The 26,774-nt window shown below is 55.6% G+C and carries 24 protein-coding genes; 12 read left to right on the forward strand and 12 right to left on the reverse strand.

The window, feature by feature from the left end; all coding sequences use genetic code 11:
• Positions 1-109: 109 nt before the first annotated feature.
• From ACEN2J_RS14935 to ACEN2J_RS14945, 3 genes are read right to left on the reverse strand one after another with little or no spacing between them, the layout of a single operon-like run.
• Entirely contained in the window at positions 110-1,885 is a 1,776-nt protein-coding gene (locus ACEN2J_RS14935; RefSeq protein WP_442106904.1) for a sensor histidine kinase, read from the reverse strand.
• Positions 1,885-2,463: an RNA polymerase sigma factor gene (locus tag ACEN2J_RS14940; RefSeq protein ID WP_442106905.1), complete on the reverse strand. Its 579-nt coding sequence runs from the start codon at positions 2,461-2,463 to the stop codon at positions 1,885-1,887. The genes ACEN2J_RS14935 and ACEN2J_RS14940 overlap by 1 nt, the downstream gene beginning before the upstream one ends.
• Positions 2,460-2,618, reverse strand: a complete 159-nt coding sequence (locus ACEN2J_RS14945; protein WP_442106906.1) for a NepR family anti-sigma factor — start codon at positions 2,616-2,618, stop codon at positions 2,460-2,462. The genes ACEN2J_RS14940 and ACEN2J_RS14945 overlap by 4 nt, the downstream gene beginning before the upstream one ends.
• Before the next feature lie 97 nt (positions 2,619-2,715).
• On the opposite strand from ACEN2J_RS14945, the gene ACEN2J_RS14950 reads away from it, so the two are divergent.
• Positions 2,716-3,534 (forward strand): response regulator, encoded by an 819-nt coding sequence (locus ACEN2J_RS14950; protein ID WP_442106907.1) that lies wholly within the window; start codon positions 2,716-2,718, stop codon positions 3,532-3,534.
• Between the two features lie 221 nt (positions 3,535-3,755).
• Here the strand turns inward: ACEN2J_RS14950 and ACEN2J_RS14955 are convergent, their stop codons facing one another.
• On the reverse strand, positions 3,756-4,814 hold the full coding sequence (locus ACEN2J_RS14955) for an AI-2E family transporter (protein ID WP_442106908.1): 1,059 nt from the start codon (positions 4,812-4,814) through the stop codon (positions 3,756-3,758).
• Positions 4,815-4,994: 180 nt separating this feature from the next.
• Here ACEN2J_RS14955 and ACEN2J_RS14960 point away from each other — a divergent pair, with 180 nt between their 5' ends.
• Together ACEN2J_RS14960 and ACEN2J_RS14965 are read left to right on the forward strand one after the other, a co-directional pair.
• Positions 4,995-5,318, forward strand: coding sequence for a DUF883 family protein (locus tag ACEN2J_RS14960; protein ID WP_442106909.1), 324 nt, complete (start codon positions 4,995-4,997; stop codon positions 5,316-5,318).
• Entirely contained in the window at positions 5,318-5,647 is a 330-nt protein-coding gene (locus tag ACEN2J_RS14965; protein WP_442106910.1) for a phage holin family protein, read from the forward strand. Before ACEN2J_RS14960 ends, ACEN2J_RS14965 begins: the two co-directional genes overlap by 1 nt.
• A gap of 80 nt (positions 5,648-5,727) precedes the next feature.
• Here ACEN2J_RS14965 and ACEN2J_RS14970 read toward each other — a convergent pair whose 3' ends face one another.
• On the reverse strand, positions 5,728-6,225 hold the full coding sequence (locus ACEN2J_RS14970) for a Dps family protein (protein WP_442106911.1): 498 nt from the start codon (positions 6,223-6,225) through the stop codon (positions 5,728-5,730).
• A gap of 157 nt (positions 6,226-6,382) precedes the next feature.
• Here ACEN2J_RS14970 and ACEN2J_RS14975 point away from each other — a divergent pair, with 157 nt between their 5' ends.
• Positions 6,383-6,580: a CsbD family protein gene (locus ACEN2J_RS14975; RefSeq protein ID WP_442106912.1), complete on the forward strand. Its 198-nt coding sequence runs from the start codon at positions 6,383-6,385 to the stop codon at positions 6,578-6,580.
• A gap of 221 nt (positions 6,581-6,801) precedes the next feature.
• Positions 6,802-7,644, forward strand: a complete 843-nt coding sequence (locus tag ACEN2J_RS14980) for an NAD-dependent epimerase/dehydratase family protein (protein ID WP_442106913.1) — start codon at positions 6,802-6,804, stop codon at positions 7,642-7,644.
• Between the two features lie 17 nt (positions 7,645-7,661).
• On the opposite strand, the gene ACEN2J_RS14985 is transcribed toward ACEN2J_RS14980, so the two are convergent.
• Positions 7,662-10,262: a calcium-binding protein gene (locus ACEN2J_RS14985; RefSeq protein WP_442106914.1), complete on the reverse strand. Its 2,601-nt coding sequence runs from the start codon at positions 10,260-10,262 to the stop codon at positions 7,662-7,664.
• Between the two features lie 192 nt (positions 10,263-10,454).
• Here ACEN2J_RS14985 and glf point away from each other — a divergent pair, with 192 nt between their 5' ends.
• Complete coding sequence (gene glf, locus ACEN2J_RS14990) at positions 10,455-11,645, forward strand: UDP-galactopyranose mutase (protein WP_442106915.1); 1,191 nt, start codon at positions 10,455-10,457, stop codon at positions 11,643-11,645.
• Between the two features lie 14 nt (positions 11,646-11,659).
• On the opposite strand, the gene ACEN2J_RS14995 is transcribed toward glf, so the two are convergent.
• Positions 11,660-12,145: an autoinducer binding domain-containing protein gene (locus ACEN2J_RS14995; RefSeq protein ID WP_442106916.1), complete on the reverse strand. Its 486-nt coding sequence runs from the start codon at positions 12,143-12,145 to the stop codon at positions 11,660-11,662.
• 196 nt (positions 12,146-12,341) lie between these two features.
• Between ACEN2J_RS14995 and ACEN2J_RS15000 the strand changes: the two genes are divergently transcribed.
• The 4 genes from ACEN2J_RS15000 (at position 12,342) to ACEN2J_RS15015 (ending at position 14,629) form a co-directional block, all read left to right on the forward strand.
• The gene (locus ACEN2J_RS15000; protein ID WP_442106929.1) at positions 12,342-12,839 is read left to right on the forward strand and encodes an autoinducer binding domain-containing protein; all 498 of its coding nucleotides are present in this window, start codon (positions 12,342-12,344) and stop codon (positions 12,837-12,839) included.
• Positions 12,840-12,939: 100 nt separating this feature from the next.
• Positions 12,940-13,641: a helix-turn-helix transcriptional regulator gene (locus tag ACEN2J_RS15005; RefSeq protein WP_442106917.1), complete on the forward strand. Its 702-nt coding sequence runs from the start codon at positions 12,940-12,942 to the stop codon at positions 13,639-13,641.
• Between the two features lie 83 nt (positions 13,642-13,724).
• Positions 13,725-14,366 (forward strand): acyl-homoserine-lactone synthase, encoded by a 642-nt coding sequence (locus tag ACEN2J_RS15010; RefSeq protein ID WP_442106918.1) that lies wholly within the window; start codon positions 13,725-13,727, stop codon positions 14,364-14,366.
• Positions 14,363-14,629, forward strand: coding sequence for a hypothetical protein (locus tag ACEN2J_RS15015; protein WP_442106919.1), 267 nt, complete (start codon positions 14,363-14,365; stop codon positions 14,627-14,629). The genes ACEN2J_RS15010 and ACEN2J_RS15015 overlap by 4 nt, the downstream gene beginning before the upstream one ends.
• Before the next feature lie 101 nt (positions 14,630-14,730).
• Here the strand turns inward: ACEN2J_RS15015 and ACEN2J_RS15020 are convergent, their stop codons facing one another.
• Positions 14,731-15,501 (reverse strand): hypothetical protein, encoded by a 771-nt coding sequence (locus ACEN2J_RS15020; protein ID WP_442106920.1) that lies wholly within the window; start codon positions 15,499-15,501, stop codon positions 14,731-14,733.
• A gap of 131 nt (positions 15,502-15,632) precedes the next feature.
• Between ACEN2J_RS15020 and ACEN2J_RS15025 the strand changes: the two genes are divergently transcribed.
• Positions 15,633-21,605 carry a glycosyltransferase gene (locus tag ACEN2J_RS15025; RefSeq protein WP_442106921.1) on the forward strand — a complete coding sequence of 1,991 codons (5,973 nt, stop codon included), beginning with the start codon at positions 15,633-15,635 and terminating at the stop codon, positions 21,603-21,605.
• A 14-nt stretch (positions 21,606-21,619) separates the two neighbouring features.
• Here ACEN2J_RS15025 and ACEN2J_RS15030 read toward each other — a convergent pair whose 3' ends face one another.
• The 4 genes from ACEN2J_RS15030 to ACEN2J_RS15045 are packed head-to-tail and all read right to left on the reverse strand — an operon-like array spanning position 21,620 to position 25,780.
• Positions 21,620-23,101 carry a glycosyltransferase gene (locus tag ACEN2J_RS15030; protein ID WP_442106922.1) on the reverse strand — a complete coding sequence of 494 codons (1,482 nt, stop codon included), beginning with the start codon at positions 23,099-23,101 and terminating at the stop codon, positions 21,620-21,622.
• Positions 23,098-23,814, reverse strand: coding sequence for a sulfotransferase (locus tag ACEN2J_RS15035; protein WP_442106923.1), 717 nt, complete (start codon positions 23,812-23,814; stop codon positions 23,098-23,100). Before ACEN2J_RS15035 ends, ACEN2J_RS15030 begins: the two co-directional genes overlap by 4 nt.
• A gap of 59 nt (positions 23,815-23,873) precedes the next feature.
• On the reverse strand, positions 23,874-24,533 hold the full coding sequence (locus tag ACEN2J_RS15040) for an ABC transporter ATP-binding protein (protein WP_442106924.1): 660 nt from the start codon (positions 24,531-24,533) through the stop codon (positions 23,874-23,876).
• Positions 24,534-24,544: 11 nt separating this feature from the next.
• Positions 24,545-25,780, reverse strand: coding sequence for a sugar transporter (locus ACEN2J_RS15045; protein ID WP_442106925.1), 1,236 nt, complete (start codon positions 25,778-25,780; stop codon positions 24,545-24,547).
• Between the two features lie 83 nt (positions 25,781-25,863).
• Between ACEN2J_RS15045 and ACEN2J_RS15050 the strand changes: the two genes are divergently transcribed.
• Complete coding sequence (locus tag ACEN2J_RS15050) at positions 25,864-26,676, forward strand: ABC transporter permease (protein ID WP_442106926.1); 813 nt, start codon at positions 25,864-25,866, stop codon at positions 26,674-26,676.
• Positions 26,677-26,774: the final 98 nt, after the last annotated feature.

Here is a 26,774-nt window from a genome sequence, read left to right on the forward strand (position 1 = left end):
AACTCTTGGCAGCGAAGTTAGTTCCCTGACTTATCGCCATTTTTGATGCAAAGGCCAAGTCGTGACAGGGCGCGCTGGCATTTAACCCTGCGCGCCTAGGAAGGCCCGTTCATTCGGAACGGGCCTCGGCATCGCTTAGGTTGCGAATGGCGAAAGACACTGACAGCCGATACGCGTTTTCGGACAGCGTGCGTTCCAGCTTGCCCCCAAGCTGTTGGGAAAATGCCATAAGCAACTGATCCCCAAGCCCTGTACCATCAACGGCATCGGCGCGGGCGCGCTCTTCTACACCTGTGGCGAGCGTGTTTTCCACCTCAATCATCGCAGTCTGGTCGGGTTTGCGGGCAAACCGGACGCTGATGTGGATTTTGCCATCTGGCCCAGCGCCTGCATATTTCATCGCATTGGCCATTGCTTCGGTCAGCAAAAGAGAGAGGGGCACGGCTTGATCGGGTGTCAGGTTTACCTCATCCGCGATGACCTGCACATTAAAGTTACGGTCAGCACTGTTACCAAGGTTGACGATCTGGCGCACGATATCGCGCAACAACTCGTCTACCCGCACATCAGCCATGCCCGAGGTTTGGTAAAGCCCGCGATGGATTGTTGCCAAGCTCATAATCCGGTCTTGCAGGCTGCGCAGCAATGCCTTGGATTCAGGCGCCACGGCTTTGCGCATCTGAAGATTCATAATCGAAGCGATCAGTTGCAGGTTATTTTTCACGCGGTGATGCACTTCGCGCAGCAACACTTCCTTTTGGTGAATGGTGTCTTCTAAACGTGCCTCGCCGCGCATAACGCCATCAGCCATGTTGGCAAAGGCGCTGCCCGCTTCGCGCAGTTCCGCCGGTGCCTCGGACAGGTTTATGTCACCAAGGTTACGATCGCCTTTTGCAAACCGGCCAATCGCCCGCGTCAGCACACGCATATGGCGTGAAACCAACCATTCGGCAGACCAAGCGGCCACAATCATACCAATAGCCCAGATCATAACCGGCAAAAGATAGGGCGACAGATCGGCATTCGTGGCACGGCTGCTGGCGCGAACGTCCCAGCTGCTCATCAAATACAATGCGCCTTTTTGCATCGGCACAAGCGCATAGGTGCGCCGAGCGCCGGATACCGAGCTGTCTTCGAACACCGTGGTTGCACCGTTTACAAAAGCAATTAGCCGGTTTGTCGCAGGCAGATACCCATCCACATTATCCAGACCCATACTGGCCGTCAGCACTTCACCATCGGCATTGAACGTCCAGAATTGTGCAAGATCATCAAGGCCTGTGACCGACGTATCCAACGCCTCATTGACGCTGATCAGTTTGGTGTGGGGGAGGGCGATGGTCATATACCCCAAGTAGGTGCCCGATTGTGCGAACACGGGATGCGACACCAACAAAACCGAGGTTTTGGTTACGGGTCCGCGCGCAATAACGGTGAACTGCGGCGTCTGGCTGACAATCAGTTCCTTGAATTGCGCGGATGCGCTGTAATCATATGTGCTGCCGTCCGATGTGCACGTCATCACCCCCGAGACGGGCACAAAGGCTACCAGATCGGCGGCAGGCACCTGTTCGGCTGTATTGCGCATCGCCAAAGCACATTCAGCAAGGTCTTCTACAATATTGGGGGCGCTGGCCAAGGCTGCAACCGCGCCTTGAGCAGCGCGGATTACGCCAATTTCGCCCGAGGTGGCGCGCAATGTGGCCCCAAGCATGGCTTGCTGCGCACGGCCCCGCGCCTCTTCTTGCAGGTTATAGGTTTGGACCAGTGAAATCACCAACAACGGCAAAAGCGCAAGCGATAGAACCAATGCAAAGCGGGCGTTGACGCGTTCCCACCAATGCGTGGGCCGTTCCGAAAGGCTAACCAAAGGGGCGCGCCACATTATGCGGCCTGCACGCCAGATTGGCCCATCATAGCAAGGCTGGCAGCATCACCCGACGGCATAGCATCCTCGCCATCGACCAAGCCCATCAATTCGGCCAAACGTTTGCGGGCGCGGTTGGTGCGGCTTTTCACAGTGCCCACGGCCGTGCCAATCATTTCGGCGGCCTCTTCGCAGGTATAACCGGACGCGCCAACAAGGATTAGCACTTCGCGGTGTTCCGGTGAAAGCTGGTCAAAAGCGACCTGAAATTCGGCAAAGGCCAGCTTGCCATCATGGTCTGGCTTTACGAACAAACCACCAGCATGGATGCCTTCCGGGTCAGCAACCTCACGCCGGTATTTACGCAGGCTAGAAAAATAAGTGTTGCGCAGAATAGTGAACAGCCACGCCTGCATATTGGTGCCTACGGTAAAGCTGTCAAACCGCGTCCAAGCCTTGACGATGGTATCTTGTACCAGATCATCGGCTGCTGTGGGGTTGCGTGACAGCGAAATGGCAAAGGCGCGCAACGCTGGCAAATGCGACGACAATTCATCACGCGGGTCAGGCGTGGCAAGTTTGGGGTCATTGCTCATGGCTTTGCCCCCTTAGTTTTGTCTTGGTTTTTTAGCTGATCCAGCAACTCTTGGAACCGGGACGGCACAGGTTCGTTCAGCGCTTCATCATAGACACGTTTAAGGTTCGCCTGAATTTGCTGCTGAATCTTGTCCTTGGAACTGTCGTTTGCCATGCTACCGTACATTTCTGCTACCTGTGCCTATTCTATATGGAACCAAACACGCGACTCAACGTTTGGTTCCCATAAAACGACAATATGGAGAAAAAAATTGTCCAACGTCCCAAATGACGCCCCAAATGATCTTGCAACCCAAATCGGTGCGCATCTTCCCTATCTACGGCGCTATGCGCGGGCACTGACGGGCAGTCAGGAAACCGGTGATCGCTATGCCGCAGCCGCGCTAGAGGCCGTTCTGGCCGATATTTCGGTTCTTGATGTTGGCGGCAGCGTGAAAACCGGCCTGTTCCATGCGTTCCACGTTGTATGGTCCAGCGCAGGTGCGCCTTTGGGCGAACCAGACACACGGTTTTCGGAAATCGCACAGGCGCATATGGCCGCCCTTACCCCCGGCTCGCGCGAAGTATTGTTGTTGCATTCGATCGAAGGCTTTACCGAGGGCGAAATCGCCGCAATCATGCAAATCGAAACAGACTCGATTGCCGGCCTGCACCAAAAAGCGGTTGAAGAGATGACCGCAACCATTGCCGGACGTGTGATGATTATCGAAGACGAAGCGATCATCGCAATGGATATTGCCGCTATCGTGCGGGAAATGGGCCATGAGGTGACAGGCATCGCCAGCACACGCACCGAAGCGACCGCTTTGGCAGCGCAGGAAAAGCCCGATCTTATTTTGGCTGATATTCAGCTTGCCGATAAATCGTCGGGCATTGATGCGGTGAATGACATTCTGGCAAAGTTTGATGCGATCCCCGTGATCTTTATAACGGCCTTCCCCGAGCGTTTGCTGACAGGCGAACGGCCAGAACCCGCATTTCTGATCACCAAGCCGTATTCCGAGGATCAGGTGCGCTCGGCCGTCAGTCAGGCAATGTTTTTTGCAAGCACTGCAACGCTGAAAGCCTAAGCAAACCGCCCCCGGTTCGGCCGGGGGCACCTACGCAAATGCAGCGCTTTCAACTTTGGACCGCAGATGTTGGGGGGAAATTGCCGCCAATGAACCGAGGGATCACTTCATTGGCGGCAAAGTTCAGTCTAGATCAAACCACCAGGACAGGCTTGTTGATCGATGAGGTAACGCGCAGTTTCGTTGATTGGTTCCACGCGTTTTTTAAAAATATCGTAAATTCAGGCAACCGTCTTAACCCGTCGATGGCTGCCCAGAAAACTGCCCAACATTTGCAGGCCTTTGGTATTGTCAGCCACAACCTTAATCAGCACCAGCAATGGCACGGCCATCAAGGCGCCGGGAACAGACCATAACCAGCTCCACAAAATAAGTGCCAACAGAACGGACACGGTGTTCAATTCCATCCTGCGGCCAATAATGCTAGGGGTTACAAATTGGCCCTCAAAGGTTGTGATAGACATATAAACCGCTGCGGGCAAAAGGCCGGCCAATGCGCTGTCAAAGGTTAGCAAACCCACCGCTGCCACGGCAAAGACCCCGACAATCGCCCCGACAAACGGCACAAAGTTCAACACAAACCCCAATAGGCCCCACAGCATCGGGTTTGGCATCCCCACCCAGTACATCGCAACCCCAAGGCAAAACCCCAGCACCGCATTGATTAAGGTAACGGTCAAAAGATAGTGCGACATCTGCCGCTCAATCGCGCGCATAATGCCGACAGCACGGCGCTTGTCGGAAAATGTCGGAACGGATTCGACAAGCTTGACGTAGAACAGATCGCCCGAGGCCAGCAGGAAAAATGCCAGCACCAAGGCCACGCCCAACAGCGACAACACAGACGCGGTCGTACCGGCGGCAAAAACAAGCATCCCAGGTTGCTCGATCGCGACTTTGGGGTTGCCGCTGCCGCTTAGGTCTTCAACATTCTTGCTGGCCTCTTGGATAAAACGCATCGCCTCTAGCACGCCGGCCAGTTTGCGCCTCAGTTCCACGCCCATCTGCGGGGCTTGGGCCACAAAATCAGATATCGGGCCGCTGAGTAAATACGCAGCGCTTACCAAAATAAACCCTGTGCTTGAGATCAGAATAAACGCGCTTAGCGGCGCAGGCAGCCCGAAACGGCCAAATGCGCGCACAACAGGGCTTAATGTCAGGGCTATCAACATTGCCGCCGTGATCGGTAAAAACAAATCACGGGCAAAATAGAGCGCCGTAAACAAAGCAATTGTGGAAAGAAGCGCCAGTGATCGCCTGATAGAGCCTAAATCTTCCAAATCTTTCCCCGATTTTCATGTGCTGGTTTTATCCGGCATGCGTTGTTATATGCTTGTGTAACCTCTGTACCGCAGGGTTGGTTCCCTTACACAGACTGCGGCATTTTGTATGGAATGCTGGAACCGCTTGACCAATGGCGCGTTTGGTCGATGATACGTAACATCAAAAGGAGATTTCCAATGGCTCAAGTTGAAAAAAGCAATGTTGCTGAACTGAACACCGATCTGTCCAAGCAAGTGGCCGTATTGCGTGAAGACATTGCCAACCTGACGTCAATCGTCGCAGAGTATAGCAAGGCACAATCTGCGCAATTGAAATCCAAGGTCGAAGAAAAAGCTGCCGATCTGGCCGAGACCGGTGCCTCTGCTGCGCAGGCAGCCAAGGCGACGGCAAAAGTGGCCTATTCTGATGCCGAAGACTCCATCCGCGAAAACCCGGCTGCGGCTGTGGGTATCGCTGCGGGGCTTGGCTTTCTGGTTGGCCTTTTGACGTCGCGTCGTTGATGTTTGGGCTTAAACATAAGGTCGCAGGGGCGGCCCGCAAGGCTGGCCTGATAACCGCAAGCGCTGCCCTGACATGTGTCGGGGCGGCGTTTTTGACAGCGGCCGCATGGATTTACCTAAGCGCCGCCCATTCGCCCAGCTTTGCCGCGCTGATAATCGGCTTGGTTTATCTGGGGGCTGGGGTGGTTGTGCTTGCGATGGCTGTGTCACGCCCGCCTCCTCCACCGCCGCCGCAAGACCCTTTGGGCGGGTTAAGCCCGATGCAGTTGATTTTGGTGTCTTTCCTGCGAGGTTTGGAACAGGGCCAGAATGCAAAAGGCCCGAAATAACGGGCGTTTCCTTTGAAAGACGTTTTACGTTATAAATAAGATTAACGGCGGGGCTATAACCCCGCCGCTTTTTATTCGCCTTAAGATGTTTTCGCCAGCGCCCCTAGCATCCACGCGGATTTTTCATGAAATGCAGCCCGCGCTGTTGCAAGATCGGCCGTTACCGGATCACGGGCTTTATCCGCCGCCTCAATCACATCGTGCAAACGCTTGGCCACTTTGCTGTGGTCAGACGCAAGACTTTTACACAGCGCAGGCGCATCTTGCGGTGCCTTAATATCGGCAACGACCGAGTCTGACAGCAGGTCTTTGGGGGATGTCGCGGTCAAATGCCCCAGCGCGCGGATACGTTCGGCAATAACGTCGGCAGCCGCGAACAGATCGCCGTATTGAGTTTCGGTCAGGGTATGCACGGCAAAGAACATCGGGCCTTCGACATTCCAATGCACCGCATGGGTTTTAATCAACAAGCTATAGGTATCGGCAAGCGCCAAGGATAAAAGCTTGGCTGTCGAGGCCGCGTCTTTGACACCTGTTTTAACGTCTGTCATGGTTGGTTTGGTTTTAAGGTCTGACATAATTTCCTCCTATACACGGGGTAAAACCGGTGCAGGCGCCCATCAGTTCCGTCGTTTGGTGATAATTCTTGCGGCAAAGTTTTCTGGCCTGATGGAACCAAACCCGCCCCGCCACGTTTACTCATCAGTTAGGTTTACAACTGAAAAGGAGACCGCGATGAACTGGGATCAAGTAAAAGGCCAATGGAAAATCACCAAAGGCAAAGCACGCGAGCAGTGGGGCGACCTGACAGATGATGAGCTGGAGCAAGCCGCAGGCGAGCAAGAGCAACTGGAAGGCCTGATCCAGAAACGCTATGGCAAGACCAAAGAGGCGGCTAAGGAAGAAGTTCAATCCTGGCTTGATAATATGTAACGACATCGGGGCCTTGGTGATAATATCGCCAAGGCCCCGAACCGTTAGCGGCCTTGCCACGTCGCCGCCTTGACCAGCATCAAACTGCGCTTGGAGATAATTTGTTAACCAATGTCGGGTTAACACTGTGCCCAGCACAACAGCCGCCAATGTGAAACTTATATCTCGGGTAATAACCCGATGGTCGGTGAATATGGAACTACTGATGAAAAGAGGCGTGCATGACACGGCCGATCCTTTTGGGCGCGACAGGGCGGGTAGGGCAACTGCTGGCGCGGGTTTGGCCTGCAGGGGCAGCAAGCGCGCACTGGCAGTACCGCAGCGGGGCTGATGCAGGCGTGATTGCAGGGTTTCCCGGCACGGCGGTATGTTGGGATATTCTTGGCGGGCCTGCCCCCGATCTGCCGCCGGATATCACCGCGATGATCGTACTGGCCGGTGTTACGGGCGACAACAAGGTTGCACTGGCGCAGAACACCACGCTCGCGCTTACTGCGGTTAGGGCGGCGCGTGCGGCGGGTATCCCGCGTGTGTTGATCGCCTCAACCCAAGCTGTTTATGGCACCCTTGCGCCGAGGGTATCAGAGGGTGCGGCCTGCGCCCCAACCACGGCCTATGGCATTGCCAAACTGGAAATGGAGCATGCGTTGGCACCCTATCCAGAGGTAACCTGCCTGCGATTGGGGAATGTTGCGGGGGCTGATACCCTGTTGCGCACGGCAGCGCACCAAGCCGTGACCTTAGACCGTTTTGCCGATGGCACCACCCCACGCCGCAGCTATATCGGCCCCGTGACGCTGGCGGATGTGCTGCTGGCGCTATCTGATCCGGCGCTGGTTTTGCCGCCTGTGCTGAATGTGGCAAGCCCCGGAGTGATAGAGATGGGCGAGGTGTTAGCCGCCGCAGAGGTTGCCCTTACCTACCGCAACGCGCCCTGCACCGCACTGGCGCTGCTAGAGTTGGATGTGGCTCGGCTGATGGCATTTGTGCCACTGGCCCCTTTGGATGCCAATGATCTGATTACCCAAGCCCGCAAGGGCGGCTGGCGATCCAATAAGGCGTAAGTTTAAAATGAAACAGCTTATCCGAACAAAAAGTGGTCCGACCCCAGATCTGTCAGATCGGTATTCAACAGCGTGATCGAACCTCGGTTTAGGGTGATCACAACATCATCGTCTTGCTGGACCATTTGCAGGGTTTCAAAACTGCGCGCAGTGGTATCAAACTGAACCACGTCTTCGGCCAAATCGAAATCAACTATGCTGTCTGATCCTATGTGGTTGTAATAGAAAAAGAACGTATCGGCGCCCGCACCGCCCGAAAGCAGGTCGTCCCCCGCGCCGCCGGTTAAAAGGTCATTGCCGTTTCCACCCATCAACGTGTCGGCATCATCACCGGCGATTAACGTGTCATTGCCCTCGCCACCATAGAGCACATCATTGCCTTCGGCGCCGCCAATCATGTCATTGCCGTTATCGCCATACAACGTGTCATTGCCAAAGTTGCCCCAGACAAAATCATCGCCCTCGCCGCCATAGGCCAAATCATTGCCCCAAAAGCCGCCGACGGTATCGACCCCGATGCCGCCGTAAAGCGTGTCATGCTGTGCCCCACCCCAAACGGTATCATTGCCGTCATCGCCATACATCAGATCGTTGTCTTCGCTGCCGCCCATCATATCATTGCCAGCACCACCGAACATCAGGTCATTGCCAAAACCGCCCCAGATTTCATCGTCACCATCCCCACCATAGAGGGTATCAAGCCCATAGCCGCCGCTGATGGTGTCATTGCCGCCCTCGGCAAACAAAGTATCATTGCCGTAGACCCCCATCATCAGGTCATTGCCAAGGCCACCATACAGAATATCATCACCATCAGCACCGGTGAGCGTGTCGTTACCATCGCCCCCCAGTAGGCTGTCGTTGCCGCCTTCGCCATACAGGTCGTCATTGCCAGCACCGCCAACAAGGGTGTCATTGCCATCACTACCGCGTAGAACGTCATTGTCGGCACCGCCGTCCAGATAATCATTGCCAATATCGCCGATCAGCGTGTCATCGCCTGCGGCCCCGCTTATGGTATCATTGCCTGCACCGCCTGTTATCCAGTCCGTGCCACTATCGCCTGACAGAATGTCATCGCCACCGCCTCCGACCAAAACAATGTTTTCGATAGGCGGCGGGTCCGGATCAGGCTCTTCTTCCAACAGCGGGAAAATCGGTATCCGGTCGGCCCAACTAAAGTTAAGCCCAAACAAAGAGTCGCGGGTCAGTGCGGTGCCGTTATTGGTACGCACGTCAATCACGGTATCGCGCAACTGTATGATTGCGCCCAGCGCGTTGCTTGTGATCGTCAGCTGACCTACCGAACGCAGCATGAAAAACGACGACAGATCAAGCCTGTCTATGCCGGGCGTGAAATCGCGGATAAGGGTGCTGCCGCCTGTTTCCGACAGGACAAACAGATCGGCACCATCGCCACCGGTCAGCCGCGCGCCTTTGGCCCCCACAAGGATGTCATCGCCCGCGCCCCCGCGCAGCGTATCATCCTCTCCTGCCACCAAAAGATCGGCACCGTCGCCGCCCAACAACGAGTTTGCGCTATCCGTATCCCCACGCAGGGTGACGCCCAGATTGGCCAAATCAACAAAGTATTGCGTTATGCCGCTATCTGTCTCGCTGCTGACGAAAATCTGAAGCGCGTTCCCCAGAACGGCGGCTTCTATGCCAACCACATTCATCAGGCCCGCGCCGGTGGTATGGATCACCGTCTCAAGGTGGATCAGCTTGCCGTCAGGCATCAGCGTGAACAGGCTAAGCCCGTCATCCGCGCCGCCCGCCACCACAAAAACCCGATCCCCCACCTGCGCAACGGCCACGGCTGTCACACCGCCAAAACGGGTCTCTAGCATGTCAATAACGTGATCGACGGTTTGCAGATGGCCCGTTGCATCTATTTCCAGCACGCTAAGGCTATCGCTGCCGCTGCTGCCCAGAATGACCCATGTTCTACCAAATGCGGCCACGGTTTCAAAGGCAGTGGGCGTGTTGATGCCCAGCCCCTGATCGGCCCCGACATCTGTCACAAGCGCAAGCGCGCCAGAACTGGCGTTGATACTGTAACTGCTAATGCTTTGCGTGCCGTATTGTGCCGCCAGCAGAAAGTTCTGACTGCCAATTTGCACAGTATCCAACACAGATACGCCATTCAGCGTGATCTGTTGGTTTGTCACCGCGCCTGCAGTATGCAGCATCATCTGCCCGCTGTCTTGCAATACGCTGTAATAAGCCGTTCCGCTGTTCAGGTATGCTGCCGCAATCGCACTGCTGCCCATGGCGGCACTGGTGCCCGAGGTGGTTGTAAAGCTGCCACTGGCATTCAGGGTATAGTGCATCGTTGCCGTGCCAACCGCCACGGCAAGCGCAATCATGCCATTCTCACTTGCTGTGGCCATTCCACCGCTGATGCCATTGCGCAGATTTGATGCGAAATATTCGGTGTCGGCTACGCCATAGACCGCACCATCCCCCCCAAGATTATACGCCGCCAGCCCGCCATTCAGCCCGGTCAAAGACACCAAGAAGCTGTGCCCGGACAGATAGACAACCTCTAGGCGGCGAATGTCACCATCCAACGCAATGTCTCCGGTAACTACATGTTGTCGATACACCAGATACATTTAGCCCAGCCCTTGCACTTTCGTTGCAAATGGTTTGGCAGCGTAACTGGGGCCGAAGAGGACAGAAAACAGGCGGAATGAGGCCGTTTTCACCCTCTTTTAGATGCCTTTTTATCAGTTTTTAACGATTGGCACGGCATCATCGGTTTTCTAGGGGCGCCTGCATTTGGCGCGCATGATGAAGGGCCGGATATGAATTTCTTAACTGTAGGTGCAGGGCTAAGCGGCGCAGTGTTGGCACGCGGATTGGCACAAGCAGGGCATAAGGTCACCGTGATCGACAGTCGCGATCATGTTGCAGGCAATTGCCATACCAAACGCTGCCCTGAAACCGGTGTGTTGGTACATGTCTATGGCCCCCATATCTTTCACACGGATGATGCGATGGTGTGGGACTATGTGAATGGTTTTGCACGGTTTATGCCCTATACCAACCGCGTCAAAACGACGGTTAACGGTGCAGTTTATTCTTTGCCGATGAACCTGCACACGATCAACCAGTTCTTTGGCAAAACCTTTAGCCCCAATGCCGCGCGCGCCTTTGTTGAAACCACGCAGGCCGATATATCGCTGACAGACCCGCAAAACTTTGAAGAGCAGGCCCTAAGGTTTGTCGGGCGCGATCTGTATGAAGCGTTCTTTAAGGGCTATACTGAAAAGCAGTGGGGCTGTGCGCCGACCACCCTGCCTGCCGCAATCCTTAAGCGGTTGCCGCTGCGGTTTAACTATGACGACACCTATTTTGCCCACCGTTTTCAGGGCATGCCGGTGCAGGGCTATACCGCTATGGTCTGCTCTATTCTGGATCATGCGAATATCGACGTGCATTTGGGTACGGCCTTTACCCATGCGATGGCCGCGCGTGCAGACCATGTGATTTGGTCGGGGCCGCTGGACAGTTACTTTGACCACCAGCTTGGGCGGTTGGGCTATCGCACGCTCGATTTCGAACGATTCGTCGCACAGGGTGACTGGCAAGGCTGCGCAGTGATGAATTATGGCAGCCGCGATGTGCCCTTTACCCGCATCACCGAGCATAAGCATTTCGCCCCATGGGAAAGCCATGACGCCACCGTATGCTACCGCGAATACGCCCGCGCCTGCGGCCCTGACGAAACGCCCTATTATCCGATACGCTTGGTCAATGAAAAAGCAATGCTCGGCCAGTATCAGATTTTGGCCGCAAGACAAAAGGATGTAAGCTTTGTTGGCCGGTTGGGAACTTACCGCTATCTGGATATGGACGTGACCATCCGCGAAGCGCTGGATCTATTACCGCAGCTTCTGGCGCGCTTTGGCAGCGCTGGGCGCAGCAAACTTGCGCCAGTCTTTTACCCCCCGAAAGCCCCCCATGCAGCCCTTGACCTTGGGCATCACCTTTAGCGGGAGATCGGGGCTCAATCTCGGCGTAAAGAATAGTTCAGCGCGCGCAGGGAGGATAACTCTTGGTCGGATAGGGCCTCTATGCCCTCGGTGGCTTGGTGAATCTGTTCAAGCACATCCCGTGCCTCTTTGATTTCGCTTTGCTCGATTTCCCGCAACGCATGGGAAAAAAATCCAAACGTCCGCGCGTTGCTTTCGCCAATCGAAACGGCTTTGCCGAATTTCAGTCCATGCTCCGCAGCCCGGCCAAAAACGTTACCCTTGTCCTGCGCTACAAGGTCTGACCAATCGCAAATGCCGGTGTTCGCGATGGCCCATCCGACTGTCGGGTCAATAAAAACAAGCCCCTCTTTATCATAATAGTCAATCCACGCCCGTGGATAAGTTCGATACAGCAGGGTTGGGTTGGCAAAGCGAATACGCACGCCAACGGCGAACCTCCAATCCGCAATTTCACTCAGACGTTGCAAAAGGCGTTTTATTGTGTCCAATTTAGTCATGGATGGCCAACTGCATTTCTTTGGAAGTACCCGTGTGACGCAGGATTGCGTCTGTTAAGAGACTAATGTCGAAAACGTCAAATTGGAACCGCCTACCGCCATGCGCATTGAAAATTTTCGAAGTCAGTTTGCCCTACTTGCGCCCGCCGGTTGCTACATCGCGTTGCGTGTCGGTTTCTTTGCGCCCGAAGATGAGATGAACATTTTTCCGACGAAATGGATCGACCATTACACGCTGTCTGGCATGGCGCTCGTCGACCCGCTTTTGCGCTGGTGCCAAAAGAATGAGGGCTGCGCGCGCTGGCGGGATATTGAAGAAGCACAGCCTTTGAATGAATATCGGTCGTTTGGTATGCATTTCGGCAGTGTTGTTTCAATTTTTGGCACGATAGCAAAGCCCAAGCGCAGCCTTGGCATATTCGCCCGCAACGACCGAGATCTGGACGAGGCCGAAATGGCCGAATTGGGCAGGCTGCTGCGGGGTTTGCATGCACATGAAACAAGAAAGCCGACCAAATCACAACTAGAAGCGCTTCGGCTTTTCGCGCAAGGGTTGCCCCAAAAACAGATCGCGCACGAACTTGGAATTTCGATAGGCGCCGTGAAAGGGCGCCTGCGAGGTGGGGCCGAACGACTAGAGGTTCGAACACCTGTAGAAGCCGCATTTCTTGCAGACCGCAGGGGGCTTTTATAAGCAGCGGCAGCTACAATCAGCGGCGGGCGCAAGCCTCTATCAAGCAATGTTTTAGACAGCTGACGGTTCTAAATATCTACCGTTAACTAAGGGGGATGGCATGGAAATTATCGATCTGGGAACAGTGCCGTCAAGCTCTGAAAACTACCTCACGTTTATTGACCAAATGTGCGATACGCTTGAACTCGACTTTGCGTCTTATGCGACAGTGAACCCCGTCACTGGCGTGGTTCATGGATATGCCAACTATTCGGATGCGTGGAAAACGCATTACATGGACCGAAATTTCCATCGGGTTGACCCAACCCTGCACAAGGCCACTCTCAGCATTGCACCCGTCGATTGGCAGCGGTTTGAGAAGGATCAAAAATTCCAGTCGGTTTTCCAAGCGGCTGGCGAGTTCGGCATCACAGCACAGGGCCTTAGTGTTCCAATTAGGGGCCCTTATGGCGACCGTGGTTTGCTGAATGTAACGCGGTCTTGTTCGGTTGAAGAGTGGGACAAGCTGAAGCGGCACATCATGGGCAACCTGCAAACTGCTGCGGTGCATCTGCACGATTCGGTTATGCACAGCAATGGATTGGTCCGCGCCTTGGGGTATTCGGCGCTGTCTTCGCGCGAAAAAGAGGTCTTGCAATGGGCCGCCGCAGGTAAGCTGCAACAAGAGATCGGCGATATCCTGTCCATTTCACACCGCACCGTCGAAATTCATTTGCGATCAGGGCGTGAAAAGCTTGGGGCGCTGACCACGGTGCAAGCCGTTGGGCGGGCAATCGGCATGGGCCTTATTCACCCTCGTTAAGGCCGTATAAGGGATTTCCCGTATTTTCTTGGGCGGCTTGGTCGTTGATAAAACTTCTATTAACATTAATAGGAGCATGTATCATGATCTACGTCGTCGATTCGCTGAACGCACATGAGCATTCAAACCTCCTGATCGAAATGCACCAGCTTCGCGCTCGGGTGTTCGAAGGTCGGCTTGGTTGGGACGTTAAGGTGAAAAACGGCATGGAACGCGATGCCTTTGATGATCTGAACCCAGCGCATGTTATCAGCGTGGATGATTCAGGTCGTGTCGTCGGCTGCATGCGTCTTTTGCCAACAACCGGCCCGCACATGCTGTCAGATGTTTTCAGCTGCCTGCTGGATGATGAACCGCCAATCCGAAGCGCCCGCGTTTGGGAAGCCACGCGGTTTTGTGTTGATACAGATCTGCCGGGCCGTGGCGTTGCCCGCAATTCAATTTCGTATATCACAAGTGAGGTGATGATCGGCGCGTTCGAATATGGCCTCGCGGCGGGTATTTCAGATGCTGTTGCGGTCATTGATCCGGTGATGAACCGTGTCATGAAACGATCGGGCAATGCGCCTTATGGGTATCTTGGGTCGCCGCATCCGATGGGCAAAGTCACAGCGCTTGCCGCGTTGATGGATTGCTCGGAAGAGCGTATCGCGCGGATTCGTGACTTTGCCGGAATCCACCATGATGTATTCAAAGAACTCGTGCCCGAGATGGTCCGTCAATGACGATACACACACAGCCATCCAAAGAGGATTGGGCCAAGGCGCAGGCACCAAACCTATCACATCGTTGGATTGTTCATCTGCTTGCCGAGATGGTTCACTATGCTGAAGAGCACGAACTTGAGGATATTGTCGGCCCGTTAACCGATGCTATTGAGCAGGTAGCGCCGTCACTTGCATGTGTTGACCAAGCGCCTGTGGGCCAAAATCAGATCGAGATGCAAGTCAGCAATGTTCTTGATTTCATGAAACGACGGCAGCGCTAAAGCCCTTAGCCTCATACCGCTATGCCGCTTTTGATTGGGCAATATTGCTGGGCATTGATCTTGCCCAGCGCAACGATCGCCATAGGTTTGGTATGATGGCGTTATGACGCCTGAAAGACAGAGGTTTGCGCGTTCAGCAAAGCCTCCAACTCTTGTTTGGCTGCGTCTGCGTTGGGGACGGCCTGTAAAATGCGCGCGGAATTCTGGCCGCGGCGCAGTAAGGCATCATCGACCCGTTTTTCATACGCTGTGCGGTCTTTGATTTCGATGTCCAGAAAGCCCAGCAGGCGTTCAATTAGCAGGCGGCCTGCTTTAGGATCATTATAAACATCTTCGAAATAGACCACAAAAGGCGCAAGATCTGCTGCCGTTGCAATCTGCGCCAACTCTTGCCGGCGGGCCATGCACAGGCGCGTGTGTTGCACAGCGCGTTGCATGTTTAGTGGCTCTAGAACCATCTCACCCGCCTCAATCGCCGGATAGATTTTCTGCGCGGCCTCTCCGCCCCATGCACCCGTCAGATAGGCCAGTTCAAGCGATATAATACGGTCTGCTTCGCTGTGCCGGTCTAAAATGATGTGCCGGTATCCCAGTGCCGTGGTCACGTCCAGAAGCACTTGGTTAAAGGCAGGCGACATCAGCTCGTGGCAATGTTTGATCAGCGGGGTTTGCGCAAGACAGGCCTGCAAATCCAGCCGCAGCTGCGCGACACAATCCGTCTGGGCAAAAGCACTGGCAATATGGCCAAAGATCCGGTCTGAATTAAACGGCTCATGCTGAACACCTGCATGTTCGGAAAGCGTGCTTAGCAATGACGCCAATGTCGTCCCACCAGTACGACGCATCGTCCAGATAATATAAGGATAACTCAACATCGGCTCCTTGGTGCTTTGGTTGTTTTTTGTATCATCCATTCGCGCTTAGCGGGAAAAATAACCTTTACCTACAGAGCAAGTTACGAAACAACAAGTATATGACCCTTACCCCCAAAAGCCTTAACACAATGATAACACCTGCCCAGAATACCCAGCATTCACCGCGTATTTCGGTGATTATCCCGATCTACAACGTTGCCGATTATGTGGCCGCATGCATCCAAAGCGTGCGGGCGCAGACATTGACTGATTTTGACGTAATACTGGTCGATGATGGGGCAACCGATGGCAGCGGCGAGATTGCACTGGCGGCCGCCGCTGGCGACCTGCGCTTTCGCCTGATCCGGCAGGATAACGCCGGTCTAGGTGCGGCGCGCAACACAGGGCTGGACCACGCCACCGGCAGCTATATTGCCTTTGTCGACAGCGATGACCGGATCATGCCCGACTATCTGATGCGAATGTGGCAGGTGCTGCAAGAGACCAGTGCCGATTGGGTGGCCTGTGCTATCCAGTCCAATACCACAGGCGGCGGCAGTCATTCTGCCATCCACGGCCAGCCCGATCTGGCCGAACATATCGCGCAACGGCGGTATCCGCTGAACGATTGCTGCGATGTAATCGTGCATTTCCCATCGGCCTGGAACAAACTGTACCGCCGTGCCTTGATCGAGGGTTTGCGCTTTGACACCGGCACTTGGTTTGAGGATCACGGGTTTTTCCACCGTGTTGCAGCGCGGACCGATCACATTCTGCATTTGCCCGAGGCGCTGTATCTGCAAACCCGCGGGCGCAGCGGCCAGATCACCGCCCAAGATGGTGACCGTGTTTTTGAACAATTCGCGGTGTTAGAGACTATAAAGCAGCAGTTTGACACAGGCACCCGCACCGGCGGGCATACCGCATTGGCACGCATCGCCAGCAGGCTGATGTTTGAGCGTAGCACTATTATCGCCGACCCCGACCGCCGCACCCGTTTTGCCACCGCCGCGCGGGAGTTCTTGCAAAAGCACGGTCTGGCCTACAGCCCTGAATGGGACGATGACATCGGGCGCAGCTGGGGCCTGGAGCTGGCGGGCACCCTGCCCCTTAGCGTGATCTTGTGTTGGGATGGCATTGATACCGCCGCCCTTGATCGCAGCCTTGCCTCTCTGCGCGCCCAAACCGCACCGGGGTTTGAGGCACTGATTGTGTGCCAAAGCAAAGCCGCACAGCGCAGGCTGGCCAATCACTGCCCTAACATGCCCGCCCATTGGCAGGTCTTGTGCGCCCCGCAACGGGGGGAAGGTACAGGGTTTAACCACGGCTTGGCACAGGCACGTGGGGCCTATGTGGTTTTTGTACAAACAGGTGATGCGCTGACACCATGGACTTTGCTGGACCGTACCGAGGCGATGCTAAGCGCACAGGCCGAGTTTGGCATGACCCCGCTGCAAATGGCACATCGTAACACAGGTGCGGTCACCCATCATAACGGCATCCTTGATATGGGCGCTTGGCCCTTGGGCACCCCGCCTGCAGGGCCGCTTGATCTGTCACCAGAACAGGCGCTAAGCCTTGAGGCGCAGTGCAGCGCCAAGATATTCTTGCGCAGTTTTCTTGCCTTGCATGGCTTGGGTTTTAACAACGGGCCACGGCCTGATTGGGCACTATGCCTGAATGCTGCCCTTTTGGCATCGCGCAGCACCTATATTGCCCAAGCGGGCGTTACCGTAACGATGCGCGATGAGGGGTTTGAGCGCTGGCAAACCCCATGGGGCGGGCGCGCCCTTGCTCGCGGGCATTCCGCGTTGATCGATGCTGTGACACAGGCTTTGCCAAGCAATGGGCCAAACCTGCCAGACGGTTGGCAACGGCGGCTGTTTACGCGCGCCTTGCGGGAACAGGTCTATTTCGGCGATTACTCAGGCCGCCTGCCACGGCTGCAAATGCTGCTGTCGGCTGCCGCTACTGCCTTTTGGCGCGGCTATGGTGCGAACCGCAGCGCAGGCCTTGATCCGTTTGTCGGGCCACGATTGGCGCAGATGCTTGACCCCGTGGCGGTTTTGTACGGGCGTATGGGGCGGATCGGTCGCGCCGCGCTGCGCCGCCGTGCAACCCCCGCCTTGGCCACCAAAGATAATATGCCCTTGCAAGCGTTTGATCTGCAAGACTATGGGCTGGCCACGCTGCGGGCGCAGTTCCACGCCAGCCCCTATGCCAATATCTATTTTCAGGCCGCTGGTCGGGATCAGGTGCTGTTTCACCTGTCTTTGCGCCACAAAGAGGGGCTGGCCGTCTGCAACAGCCAGCACCCTGATGGCCAGTGGAAGGCAGAATGCCACCGTACTGTCGATCTGTCCTCGGGCAATGCCGAAGTCACCTTTGATTTCACCCCGCCTTCTGTGCGCGTCTTACTGAATGGCACCCAGATTTTCAACGTTGCCCAGCGCGAAAGCCACCGTTTCGCTGGGTTAGAGACTATTGCAGGGTTCCACACCAACGGGGCGTTCATCGCCACGCATCTTATCCCGCAGCTGCCGCAGACAGCCTGTAGCTTTGACAGCCGGCTTACCCTGCGCTTGGCTGCCCTAAACCCAGTGGCCACGCTGCATGTACTGCCATCGAATGAAAGCCTGTCACCCACAGCTGGGCCGCAGGGTACGGCCAGCGCGCTGCTGCCCGCCTCGCTTTGGCGCGATTTGCCGTTTGCGCAGGGGTTAACGCTAGAGCTGGCTCAAGGCGACCAAACAGAGCGGTTGACCCTGACACGCAGCGACCTCGCCACCCGAATTGAGGCGCTGCTGACGTTGCCATTGGCAATGGCTGACAGCACGTTGTGCCTGACCGTAATTGAATACGTCCGCTATGCTGGGTTGCTGCCACTGCTGTCTGCGCCTGCGCGCGCGCATCTGGACAGGTTGGCCGCCTTTTATGCTGTCCAAAGCTTTATGAACGACGATAGCGCTGGGTATGGCATCGAGCCCCCCGCTGCAAGCGCTTCCCTAAAGCGCGACCCGATCGACCAAGAGGTCGCAAGCATTGTCGCCCGTATGGCGCAAAGCCAAACCGGACCGCTTGGCCACTGCCCCGATCCGTTGACTGTTCTCCAAGGCTTCCAAGTCTCGGCAGAAACGCAAGCACCGCTGTTTCTGGAACTGGCCGAGTTTTTCTGTACCGAAGGCCAAGATTTCAACGGCCTTTACCAGCTTGCCAAAAACCGGGGAATACTGCCCTTGCCCCACGCAGGCAGCCGCTGGGCCGTTTCGGCGGCTTTGCCCTATCTGGTGGCAGATGGCCGCTATGACCAAGCCGCCCATGATCTGAACAGTCTGGCACAGACCACATCCGATTGGCTGGTAACGCCTGCCATTGCGTGGGCTGTGCGAACCTGTATTGCGCAGCCGCAAACGCCTGCCCATACCCGCAGCTATATGTTTGAGGCCTTTTCCGCCTTCCTCTGGGCGCGGGCTGGCGATTACTGGGACCGTGTGCATTGCCGTGAACTGACCCGCACGGCTGCGGCTTTGATCCGTCACCGTCACCGCCTTACGCCTGACCAGCAGCACGATGCCGTGGTTATGTGTTTGCAAATCTATGGCCTGTCGCGGCAGTTCTGGGCCGAGCTTGAGAGCGCGCCTGATTTGCCCAACGAAATTCTGACGGCACAAGCGGGTTTTGCCGACATTGCAGCAGACCACACCGATGCCGCGCAGAAAGATCGGGCGCTGCACCTGTTTGAAGCCGCCAAATCCGTCGACGCCCCGCGTGTAAGGCGCGAGCTGTTTGGGCCCGCAGGCCTGCCCATTGCCCCCAAGGGTGCGATTGGTTTGGCTGATTTGGGGGCTTTATATGCACCCGACAGCCGCGTCCTCGGCCGCAACATCTTGCGTCACATGGCCTTTCCAAACAGCGCGCCGGTACAGCCGCAGGCCGCGGATATGGCGCGTACCGCCCTACCCTTGCTTTACCCGCAAACCCCGCGTGCGCCTTATTTTGCAACCCAACAGCTTGCGGCACAGCAGGCCATGGGGCTGGTTCAAAACCCTGCGCAAGATGGCCTAACGGTGGCCCTGACCGACAGCCTTGGCCAGCTGGCCGATGCCGACGCGCATTATTTGGGGCTGGGCATGGCGGTGGCAATGATTGACGCATTGCATGACACCGACCCCGCCACTGTGGACGCATTCTGTGATTGGGTCCGCCAGAAGACAAACGCCACCCTGCCCGATGCATGGCGCAATGCGCCTGCCCTGCACCAACCCTTGCGCCGGCTGATGGGTCGCGCCGATCTGCAACCTGCGGCGCAATCACTGGTGGACCACCTTGCCATTCCTCTCGCGCCTTTGCCTGCGTGCGACAACACAGGCCTGCCCAAGGGGCACCCGCTGTTTGATACCATCGTCACCGTGTTTTCTTGCGCGCCCTACCTGACCACCCGCATCCCCGCGATGCGTGAGGGATGGCTGGGTCTGCTAAAGGATTTGGGCGTGCCCTATGTTGTGGTCATTGGAAATGGCGATGGCACACTCAGCGGCGATATAGTGCATCTGGACGCGCCGGACGATTACGAAGGCCTGCCACAAAAGACATTGGCCGCTGTTAAATGGGTTCACGAGAACACGCGCTACGGGCATATGCTGAAAATTGACGATGATTGTTTTCTGAATGCGCCGCTGTTTTTCCAATCGCTGAGCTATCGCAAATTCGACTATTACGGCCGCTACCTGTACCGCGCTGCAGGCCAGATGGACCGCAAGTGGCATCAAAGCAAATCCAGCTCTTTGCGCGGCCAGCTTGATCTGGATAAATCGCCCGAGCCCAGCGAATACGCTGATGGCGGCACAGCCTACGCCCTTAGCCGCACCGCCATGGCCGCCGTGCTTGATGCTGCCAACAGCCCCGAGGGCCAGCAACTGATCGCTGTGTCGTTTATGGAAGACAAAATGCTGGGCGACCTGCTGGCCATGCGCAACATTCGCCCGCATGAACAGGATTACCGCATATCAATGCGCCGCCGCACCTATGGCGCCGCGCTGCCCGTGGCCCTGTGGCACAACAGCTTTCACCCCAGCCAGACCGCGGCTTTGCAGTTGGTCCATCTGGATACCCATCTCGATCAGGCCGATGCGCTGACACGGCTTGATAAACCCGGTCTGTGGCCGCGTAAAATTTGGCCCAGCTATCAAGATGTGAAACTGGGGTATCAGACCAACGCGCTCGAACTTATCAGCACCGAGAAAACCGTGCAAAACGCCCGCGACGCAGCGGTGGCCGTGGTCGCCTGTATGCGCAACGAGATGTTCATGCTGCCGCATTTTCTGAACCACTACCGCAAGCTTGGCGTAGGGGCGTTTGTGATTGCCGATAACTGCTCGGACGATGGCACTTTGGAATATCTGGCGCAGCAACCCGATGTGGCGCTGTTCTCGGTTGATACCGATTACAAGCTGTCGCGCTATGGTGTGGCGTGGCAACAAGCCATGATGTCGGCCTTGCGCGTCGGCAAATGGTCTTTGGTCGCCGATGCGGATGAGCTGCTGGTTTGGCAAGCAAAACAGAGCCAAACATTGCCAGACCTGTTGGCCCAGCCCGATTTTGCCAATGCCAATGCGGCGCGTATCTTCATGCTTGATATGTACCCGCAAGGGCCGTTAGAGGATGCCGATTTCGCAAAAGGCACGCCGTTTGATCAGGCCGGTTTTGCCGATAGCATCCCGTTTTTGTCCAATACCTTGGCGCGGGGCCCGTATTCAGATCAACCCTGTTGGACCTCTGCGCTGCGGCACAGGCTGATTGCAGGGTCGCACCGCAGCCTGTTTGTTGCGCAAAAACTTGCCCTCCTGCGCTATCAGCCTTGGATGCGACTGTCGGCAGGGCTGCATTTTGTGGGGGATGTGCGCGTGGCCCCGCGCGAATTGCTGTTTGCCCATTTCAAATACAACGCCGATTTCCGGCGCAAAGCACAGGCCGAAGTTTTGCGTGGCCAGCATTTCAACGATGCCGAAGAATACCGCAAATACCTTGCTTTGGTCTCTGAGGGGCGCAGTGTGATCTTTGACCCCACCTGTTCGCAACATTGGGCGGATGTGCCCTTTGTGAAACGCAGGCTTAGTCTGTGACCTTACCCCTTGGCCTACTTGGCAGGGGTTTGATACACCTCCAACAATTCCGAAATATGGGCGTCGACCGTCAACGGGGCCATTGCGCCACGCCAATAGGCCGCAAAATCGATATGCCCTGCCAATAAGGCCTGCACAGATCGGGCAAAACCACCGACGTCACCGGGCGCAAAAACCATGTCTGGGCAGTTGCCCAGCTCAGATGCGCCGCCCATAGCTGCAGTCAGCAAAGGGATATGCCGTGCATGCATCTCAATTGCGACTTGCGGCAGGTTGTCATGCCACAACACCGGCACCACACCCACATCGACAGGCGCCAAAACGGTTTCCAACTGCGCATGCGTATAGCCGTCATGATAAATCACCCCTGCCAAATGATCCTTTAGGCGGGCGACCCGCTCCATCGTGGCCCTGTCGCCCGCACGCGCGGCTATAACAATACAGACTTGTGCGGCCACGCCAGCGGGCAACGCCTCTAGTGCGTCGAGCAGGAAAAAGAACCCCTTGTCGCGGCGCATATACCCCAAGTAGCCCAATGTTAGGGTCTTTTTTACTGGGCGTTCTGCGGGCAGGGAGGGCATACCAAATAATGCGGCGGCACGGGTCCCAATGTAGCTCGTGCGCGTTAACTCTGGCAAAATCCCATAGCGCTGTGCCAGCACACGAACCGCATCTGAAACACAAAGCACATAGTCGCAATTGGCGTTAATCAAAGCCGTAATATCCGCGCGGCGTGCAGTAAAGGCAAGGTGAGCCGTTGGGGAGGCTGGGGCTGGCTGTTGTTTCGACTTTTGGCGCAACCAACGCATAGCGCGCAACCCGCGACGCCCCACGCCAAGGGCACCCCTGAACGCCACATCATAACCCCATGTTCCGGGCTGCAAACCCGCACAGCGCAGACGGTATGACACGGCATTCGACACCCGCAACAGACGCGCATTCGCCTGCTGCGGCAGGCAGGTGATGCAACGCGCACCGCCCGCAAAGTCGTCACAGCTTTGCCGTTCATTGGCCCATAAATTGACCTGCGGACAGATCGGATAGTAATTGTGCAGTGACAAAATGATCTGCGTTTGCGGATGCTGCTGCTTGATGGTCAGCACATCAGCAGGCAGCCCTTCGAGATTGTTAAAGTGGATCACATCATAGGGGCCTGTCTGGGCCACAAAGTCGAAAAACGCGGCACGGGTGGCGGGGTGCGATACCTGCGACGGATCACCAAAGCTGCTATGTGCGGGCGCGAACACACCGGAATTGACCAATTCGAACCGCCGCTTTTGGCTTTTTGCAGCGCCATGACGCGTGGCCTCCCAACGCGGCGGGCGGGTGCGCAGATCATAGCTTAGGCCTGATGACAAAAAGACGGCCTCGATATCGCGGTGCGCCTCTAACCCTTCGATGACATTGCGCTGATACAGCGTCACACCGCCGCCGCGCCCCTCGGCATCGGTATAATCAACCCAGTTGTAATAAAGAATCCGAAAAGGGCGGCTCATATCTCAGTTTCCAACCAACGCCCCAGACCGACTTGATTGAAATAATACCGGATCGGGCGCGGGTCTTCGAACCGATCTTCGATCGCGTTGCAGCCTTGCTTGACCAAACGGCTTTTCATGCCCCGCCGATGTTTTACGCCCAGAAAATCGCAAATCGCCGCCTCAAACCCCGACTGGAACAAGTCGCAATATTCATAAGTAGCCTTGGGGTTGGGCAGACCTGCCAACCACAGCGCAATCAGATGGTCGAAGGTCGCATATTCATGCCAGCGATGGCTAATCTGACGCGGTGTCGCCACGATCTTGCGCTGGATATGCGCGTCCGCTTTGGTCTGCGCCCATTTTTTGCTTTGAAAGGCCTTAATTAGGGATGACACCTGCGCCAGCTTATTCTCGCGCCAGACATATATGATCGACAGATCAGGGTCGGCGGCCAGGTGCTGCAACACTTGCAGATTATGGCCGATCATGAATTTGAACCCGCCACTCGCCGCCCCTTTGGCAGCGGCGGTTTCAAAGAACCGGTTCATATGACCAACCGGATCTTTGTCACGGCCCAGCACGGCCGCGTGGCTATCGTCTTCTTTGGTATCAATCACGGCATAAGGGTTAAACTGTTCGCCGGCACAGATCACATCAGGGTGCGCATTCAGCAGGCTCATCAAATACGTCGTGCCACTGCGCGGCAGCCCTAAAATCACAAAGCGTTTCATTGGACTGATATACTCCTGGCGCAGATAGTATTTTTGGAAAAAGGCTGGCAGGCCCTTGGTTACTTATTATCGACGGTTTTCAGATGAGCCGCGATAGCGGTGTCTACATCTTCGAAATAGCTCAGACGGCCATCTTCCAGCAAAATCGCCGCATCGCAAAAACTGCGCACTTGCGCCATTTCATGGGTTACCAGAATGGCGCTGGATGTTTTCATGCGCTCTTGAAACAAGGCTTGGCTTTTGCGCCGAAACGCAGCATCGCCAACGGCCGTCACCTCATCAACCAGATAGGTATCAAACTGAATGCCGAATGACGCGCCGAACGTCAGGCGCGATTTCATACCCGACGAATAGCTGCGCACCGGCATCGCAAAGTGTTTGCCCAAATCGGCAAAATCCTCAACAAAAGCGATCAACTCATCGGTATCTACGCCGTAGATGCGGGCGATAAAGCGAATGTTCTGCGCGCCAGTCAGGTCAGGGTGGAACGACCCGCCAAACCCCACGGGCCAAGAGATTGTACCATCCGACACAACCCGCCCTTTGTCGGGCCGCATCGTGCCCGCAATCAGCTGCATCAGGGTTGTTTTTCCGACGCCATTCAGCCCTAACAAGGCCAATGACTTACCTGTCGGCAATACCATGCTAAGGTTATCGATGACAATTTTCTGCTGCCCTTGAACCCAATAGCTTTTGGTCAGGTTTTCAAATTTTATCATCGCCGCCCCCGTTAACTGCGGTCACGAATAGAATAATAGACCAGCGCCATAATCGCCCAGCCCAGCAACAAAAACAGACCCGCCAGACCAAAGATCACACCACGCCGCGGGTATTCGCTGGTTTGGGCCATTGTGGGCGCAATATAGGTGGCCAAATACCGACTTTGCCGCGACGCATTTGCCCGTGCAAGATCAAGCGCCGCCCGTGCCGCGCGATAGCTTTCCTCGGCGAACTCGCTGTCCACCGTTAGACCTTCATACTCGGCAATCAGCGCCGGATAATCGCTACCCTCATCCGATCCGGTTGAGGACAGCTCTTTACGCTCATTCGCAATACGCTGGCGAATGACGGATATAAGGCGCTCTGCTTGGCTAAGGCGCGGGTTGTTTTGGGTGGTGACGCCCGTCAGCAAATCCAATTCGATCAGGGATTGTGCCAGTTGCTGTTGTAAATTGTTCATCACCCCCATGCGCCCGCGAATATCGGACGCTGGGTCAACAATCTGGTTTTTCGTGCGAAACGCAGTCAACGATTCACGCACCTGTTTCAGCTGGACAACCGCGTCATCAAGATCTTTTTGGGCATAGCGCATGGCATCTGCGCGCGATTGCTCATTCAGGGCGTTGATCATATCTTGGCTTAACCGCAAGACTTCTACCGCAATAGCTTGGGCCATATCCGGCGTGAAGGCCAGCACCCGCATTTCCATCAATCCTGTGCTGCGATCAAACGAAAGCTTTACAATCTGGCTCCAATACTGCTCCAGATCTTCGATGCTCGCATTTTCCCTAAGGGCGAAAATAGGGTCTAGGATCTTGTAACTGCTATAATAGCCGCGCAGGTCAATGTTGGCGTCGACCTTTTGCACAAGGGCCTGACTAAGGATAAATTCGTACAGAATATCGCCATCAGACGACACAGACCCACCTGTAAAACTTGCCAGACCGCCCATCAAAGCCGATGCGCCCGTCCCTTCTTCTTTGCGGACTGTAAAGCCGGTAAGAGAGCTGTATTGATCTAACGAAATCTCCCACAGGTAAAACGCCAAGGCCGAAAGCGGCAGCAGTACAATCACAATAAATGACGTGGCCAAGCCGAAATGGCGACGTCGAAAGCGGGCCGGTTTTACTGCGCGGCGCACGGGCGGTGGTGGCGTTGGTTTTGCTTGCGGTGCAGGCTGCTTTGCGGGCGGCAACGCAGTGGCGGGACGGTCATTTACGCCGTCTTTCACAGTAATTTTGTTCATCGCCATTCCCAAAATACTATTTACAGTTGTATCAAATATTACTCATACTACCTTAATAAATTCCTAACTTGGAACAGCAGGCAATGTTAATTCCACCCGCCCGGATCAACAAATCGCCACGGGGGTCTAACCGCAGTTTTGCGACATTTCGGGCGATTTCGGCCCTCATCCTGCGTGAAATGGCAACGCGTTACGGGCGCTCTCCGGGGGGGTATATTTGGGCCCTGCTAGAGCCGTTGGGCGGCATTGTTGCGCTGGGATTTGGGTTTTCACTGCTGGTTCGCACACCAGCTTTAGGCACCAGTTTTCTATTATTCTTTGCAACGGGTTTTTTGCCTTTCGCAATGTACAGTAATATCGGGTCAAACGTGGGTCGGTGCATAAACTTCTCACGCGCTTTGCTGCTTTACCCTGCGGTCACATGGCTTGATGCCGTTTTGGCGCGCTTTATCCTTGGGCTGTTGACCGAGACCCTTGTGATGGTGATCATTCTAACAGGCTTGGTTCTGATGGCAGACAGCCGCACGATTTTAGACATTGGCCCCATCGTGGAATCTGTCTTCCTTGCCGCTGCCTTGGGGTTGGGTGTAGGCCTGATGAACTGTGTTCTCTTTGGTTTGTTCGACATCTGGATGCAGATATGGAGCATCGTCATGCGGCCCTTAATGCTGATTTCAGGGGTTCTGTTTTTGTATGAAAGCATGCCCCGCGCGATAGAGGGCATTTTATGGTATAACCCCCTAATTCATATCACAGGGTTAATGCGCAGCGGGTTTTACAGCAGCTATGAGGCATCTTATGCCAGCAGCAGCTATGTGTTGTTGTTTTCAACGGTCTGCATCTTTTTGGGCGTCGTTTTGATGGGACGTTTTCACCGCGTAATTCTTAACCGTTAATTGGGTTGAACCGTTAATCAGGGAGCTATGACTGAATCTGGTGTTTGGGCGGTTTGAAGGTTGGCGGCGTATCTGGTTGATTTGTTGTTGCGAGACAG

It is taken from the genome of Pseudorhodobacter sp. W20_MBD10_FR17 (assembly GCF_052119765.1).
Taxonomy (GTDB): domain Bacteria; phylum Pseudomonadota; class Alphaproteobacteria; order Rhodobacterales; family Rhodobacteraceae; genus Pseudorhodobacter.

Bases quoted from the DNA above. Each gene is read 5' to 3' on its own strand.
- ACEN2J_RS14980 (WP_442106913.1), top strand. From the start codon at position 6,802: ATGACACGGCCGATCCTTTTGGGCGCGACAGGGCGGGTAGGGCAACTG.
- ACEN2J_RS14940 (WP_442106905.1), bottom strand. From the start codon at position 2,463: ATGAGCAATGACCCCAAACTTGCCACGCCTGACCCGCGTGATGAATTG.
- ACEN2J_RS14975 (WP_442106912.1), top strand. From the start codon at position 6,383: ATGAACTGGGATCAAGTAAAAGGCCAATGGAAAATCACCAAAGGCAAA.
- glf (WP_442106915.1), top strand. From the start codon at position 10,455: ATGAATTTCTTAACTGTAGGTGCAGGGCTAAGCGGCGCAGTGTTGGCA.
- ACEN2J_RS15035 (WP_442106923.1), bottom strand. From the start codon at position 23,814: ATGAAACGCTTTGTGATTTTAGGGCTGCCGCGCAGTGGCACGACGTAT.
- ACEN2J_RS15010 (WP_442106918.1), top strand. From the start codon at position 13,725: ATGATCTACGTCGTCGATTCGCTGAACGCACATGAGCATTCAAACCTC.
- ACEN2J_RS15005 (WP_442106917.1), top strand. From the start codon at position 12,940: ATGGAAATTATCGATCTGGGAACAGTGCCGTCAAGCTCTGAAAACTAC.
- ACEN2J_RS15025 (WP_442106921.1), top strand. From the start codon at position 15,633: ATGATAACACCTGCCCAGAATACCCAGCATTCACCGCGTATTTCGGTG.
- ACEN2J_RS14965 (WP_442106910.1), top strand. From the start codon at position 5,318: ATGTTTGGGCTTAAACATAAGGTCGCAGGGGCGGCCCGCAAGGCTGGC.
- ACEN2J_RS15015 (WP_442106919.1), top strand. From the start codon at position 14,363: ATGACGATACACACACAGCCATCCAAAGAGGATTGGGCCAAGGCGCAG.
- ACEN2J_RS14995 (WP_442106916.1), bottom strand. From the start codon at position 12,145: ATGACTAAATTGGACACAATAAAACGCCTTTTGCAACGTCTGAGTGAA.
- ACEN2J_RS14945 (WP_442106906.1), bottom strand. From the start codon at position 2,618: ATGGCAAACGACAGTTCCAAGGACAAGATTCAGCAGCAAATTCAGGCG.
- ACEN2J_RS15030 (WP_442106922.1), bottom strand. From the start codon at position 23,101: ATGAGCCGCCCTTTTCGGATTCTTTATTACAACTGGGTTGATTATACC.
- ACEN2J_RS14985 (WP_442106914.1), bottom strand. From the start codon at position 10,262: ATGTATCTGGTGTATCGACAACATGTAGTTACCGGAGACATTGCGTTG.
- ACEN2J_RS14960 (WP_442106909.1), top strand. From the start codon at position 4,995: ATGGCTCAAGTTGAAAAAAGCAATGTTGCTGAACTGAACACCGATCTG.
- ACEN2J_RS15040 (WP_442106924.1), bottom strand. From the start codon at position 24,533: ATGATAAAATTTGAAAACCTGACCAAAAGCTATTGGGTTCAAGGGCAG.
- ACEN2J_RS15050 (WP_442106926.1), top strand. From the start codon at position 25,864: ATGTTAATTCCACCCGCCCGGATCAACAAATCGCCACGGGGGTCTAAC.
- ACEN2J_RS14935 (WP_442106904.1), bottom strand. From the start codon at position 1,885: ATGTGGCGCGCCCCTTTGGTTAGCCTTTCGGAACGGCCCACGCATTGG.
- ACEN2J_RS14970 (WP_442106911.1), bottom strand. From the start codon at position 6,225: ATGTCAGACCTTAAAACCAAACCAACCATGACAGACGTTAAAACAGGT.
- ACEN2J_RS15045 (WP_442106925.1), bottom strand. From the start codon at position 25,780: ATGAACAAAATTACTGTGAAAGACGGCGTAAATGACCGTCCCGCCACT.
- ACEN2J_RS15000 (WP_442106929.1), top strand. From the start codon at position 12,342: ATGAACATTTTTCCGACGAAATGGATCGACCATTACACGCTGTCTGGC.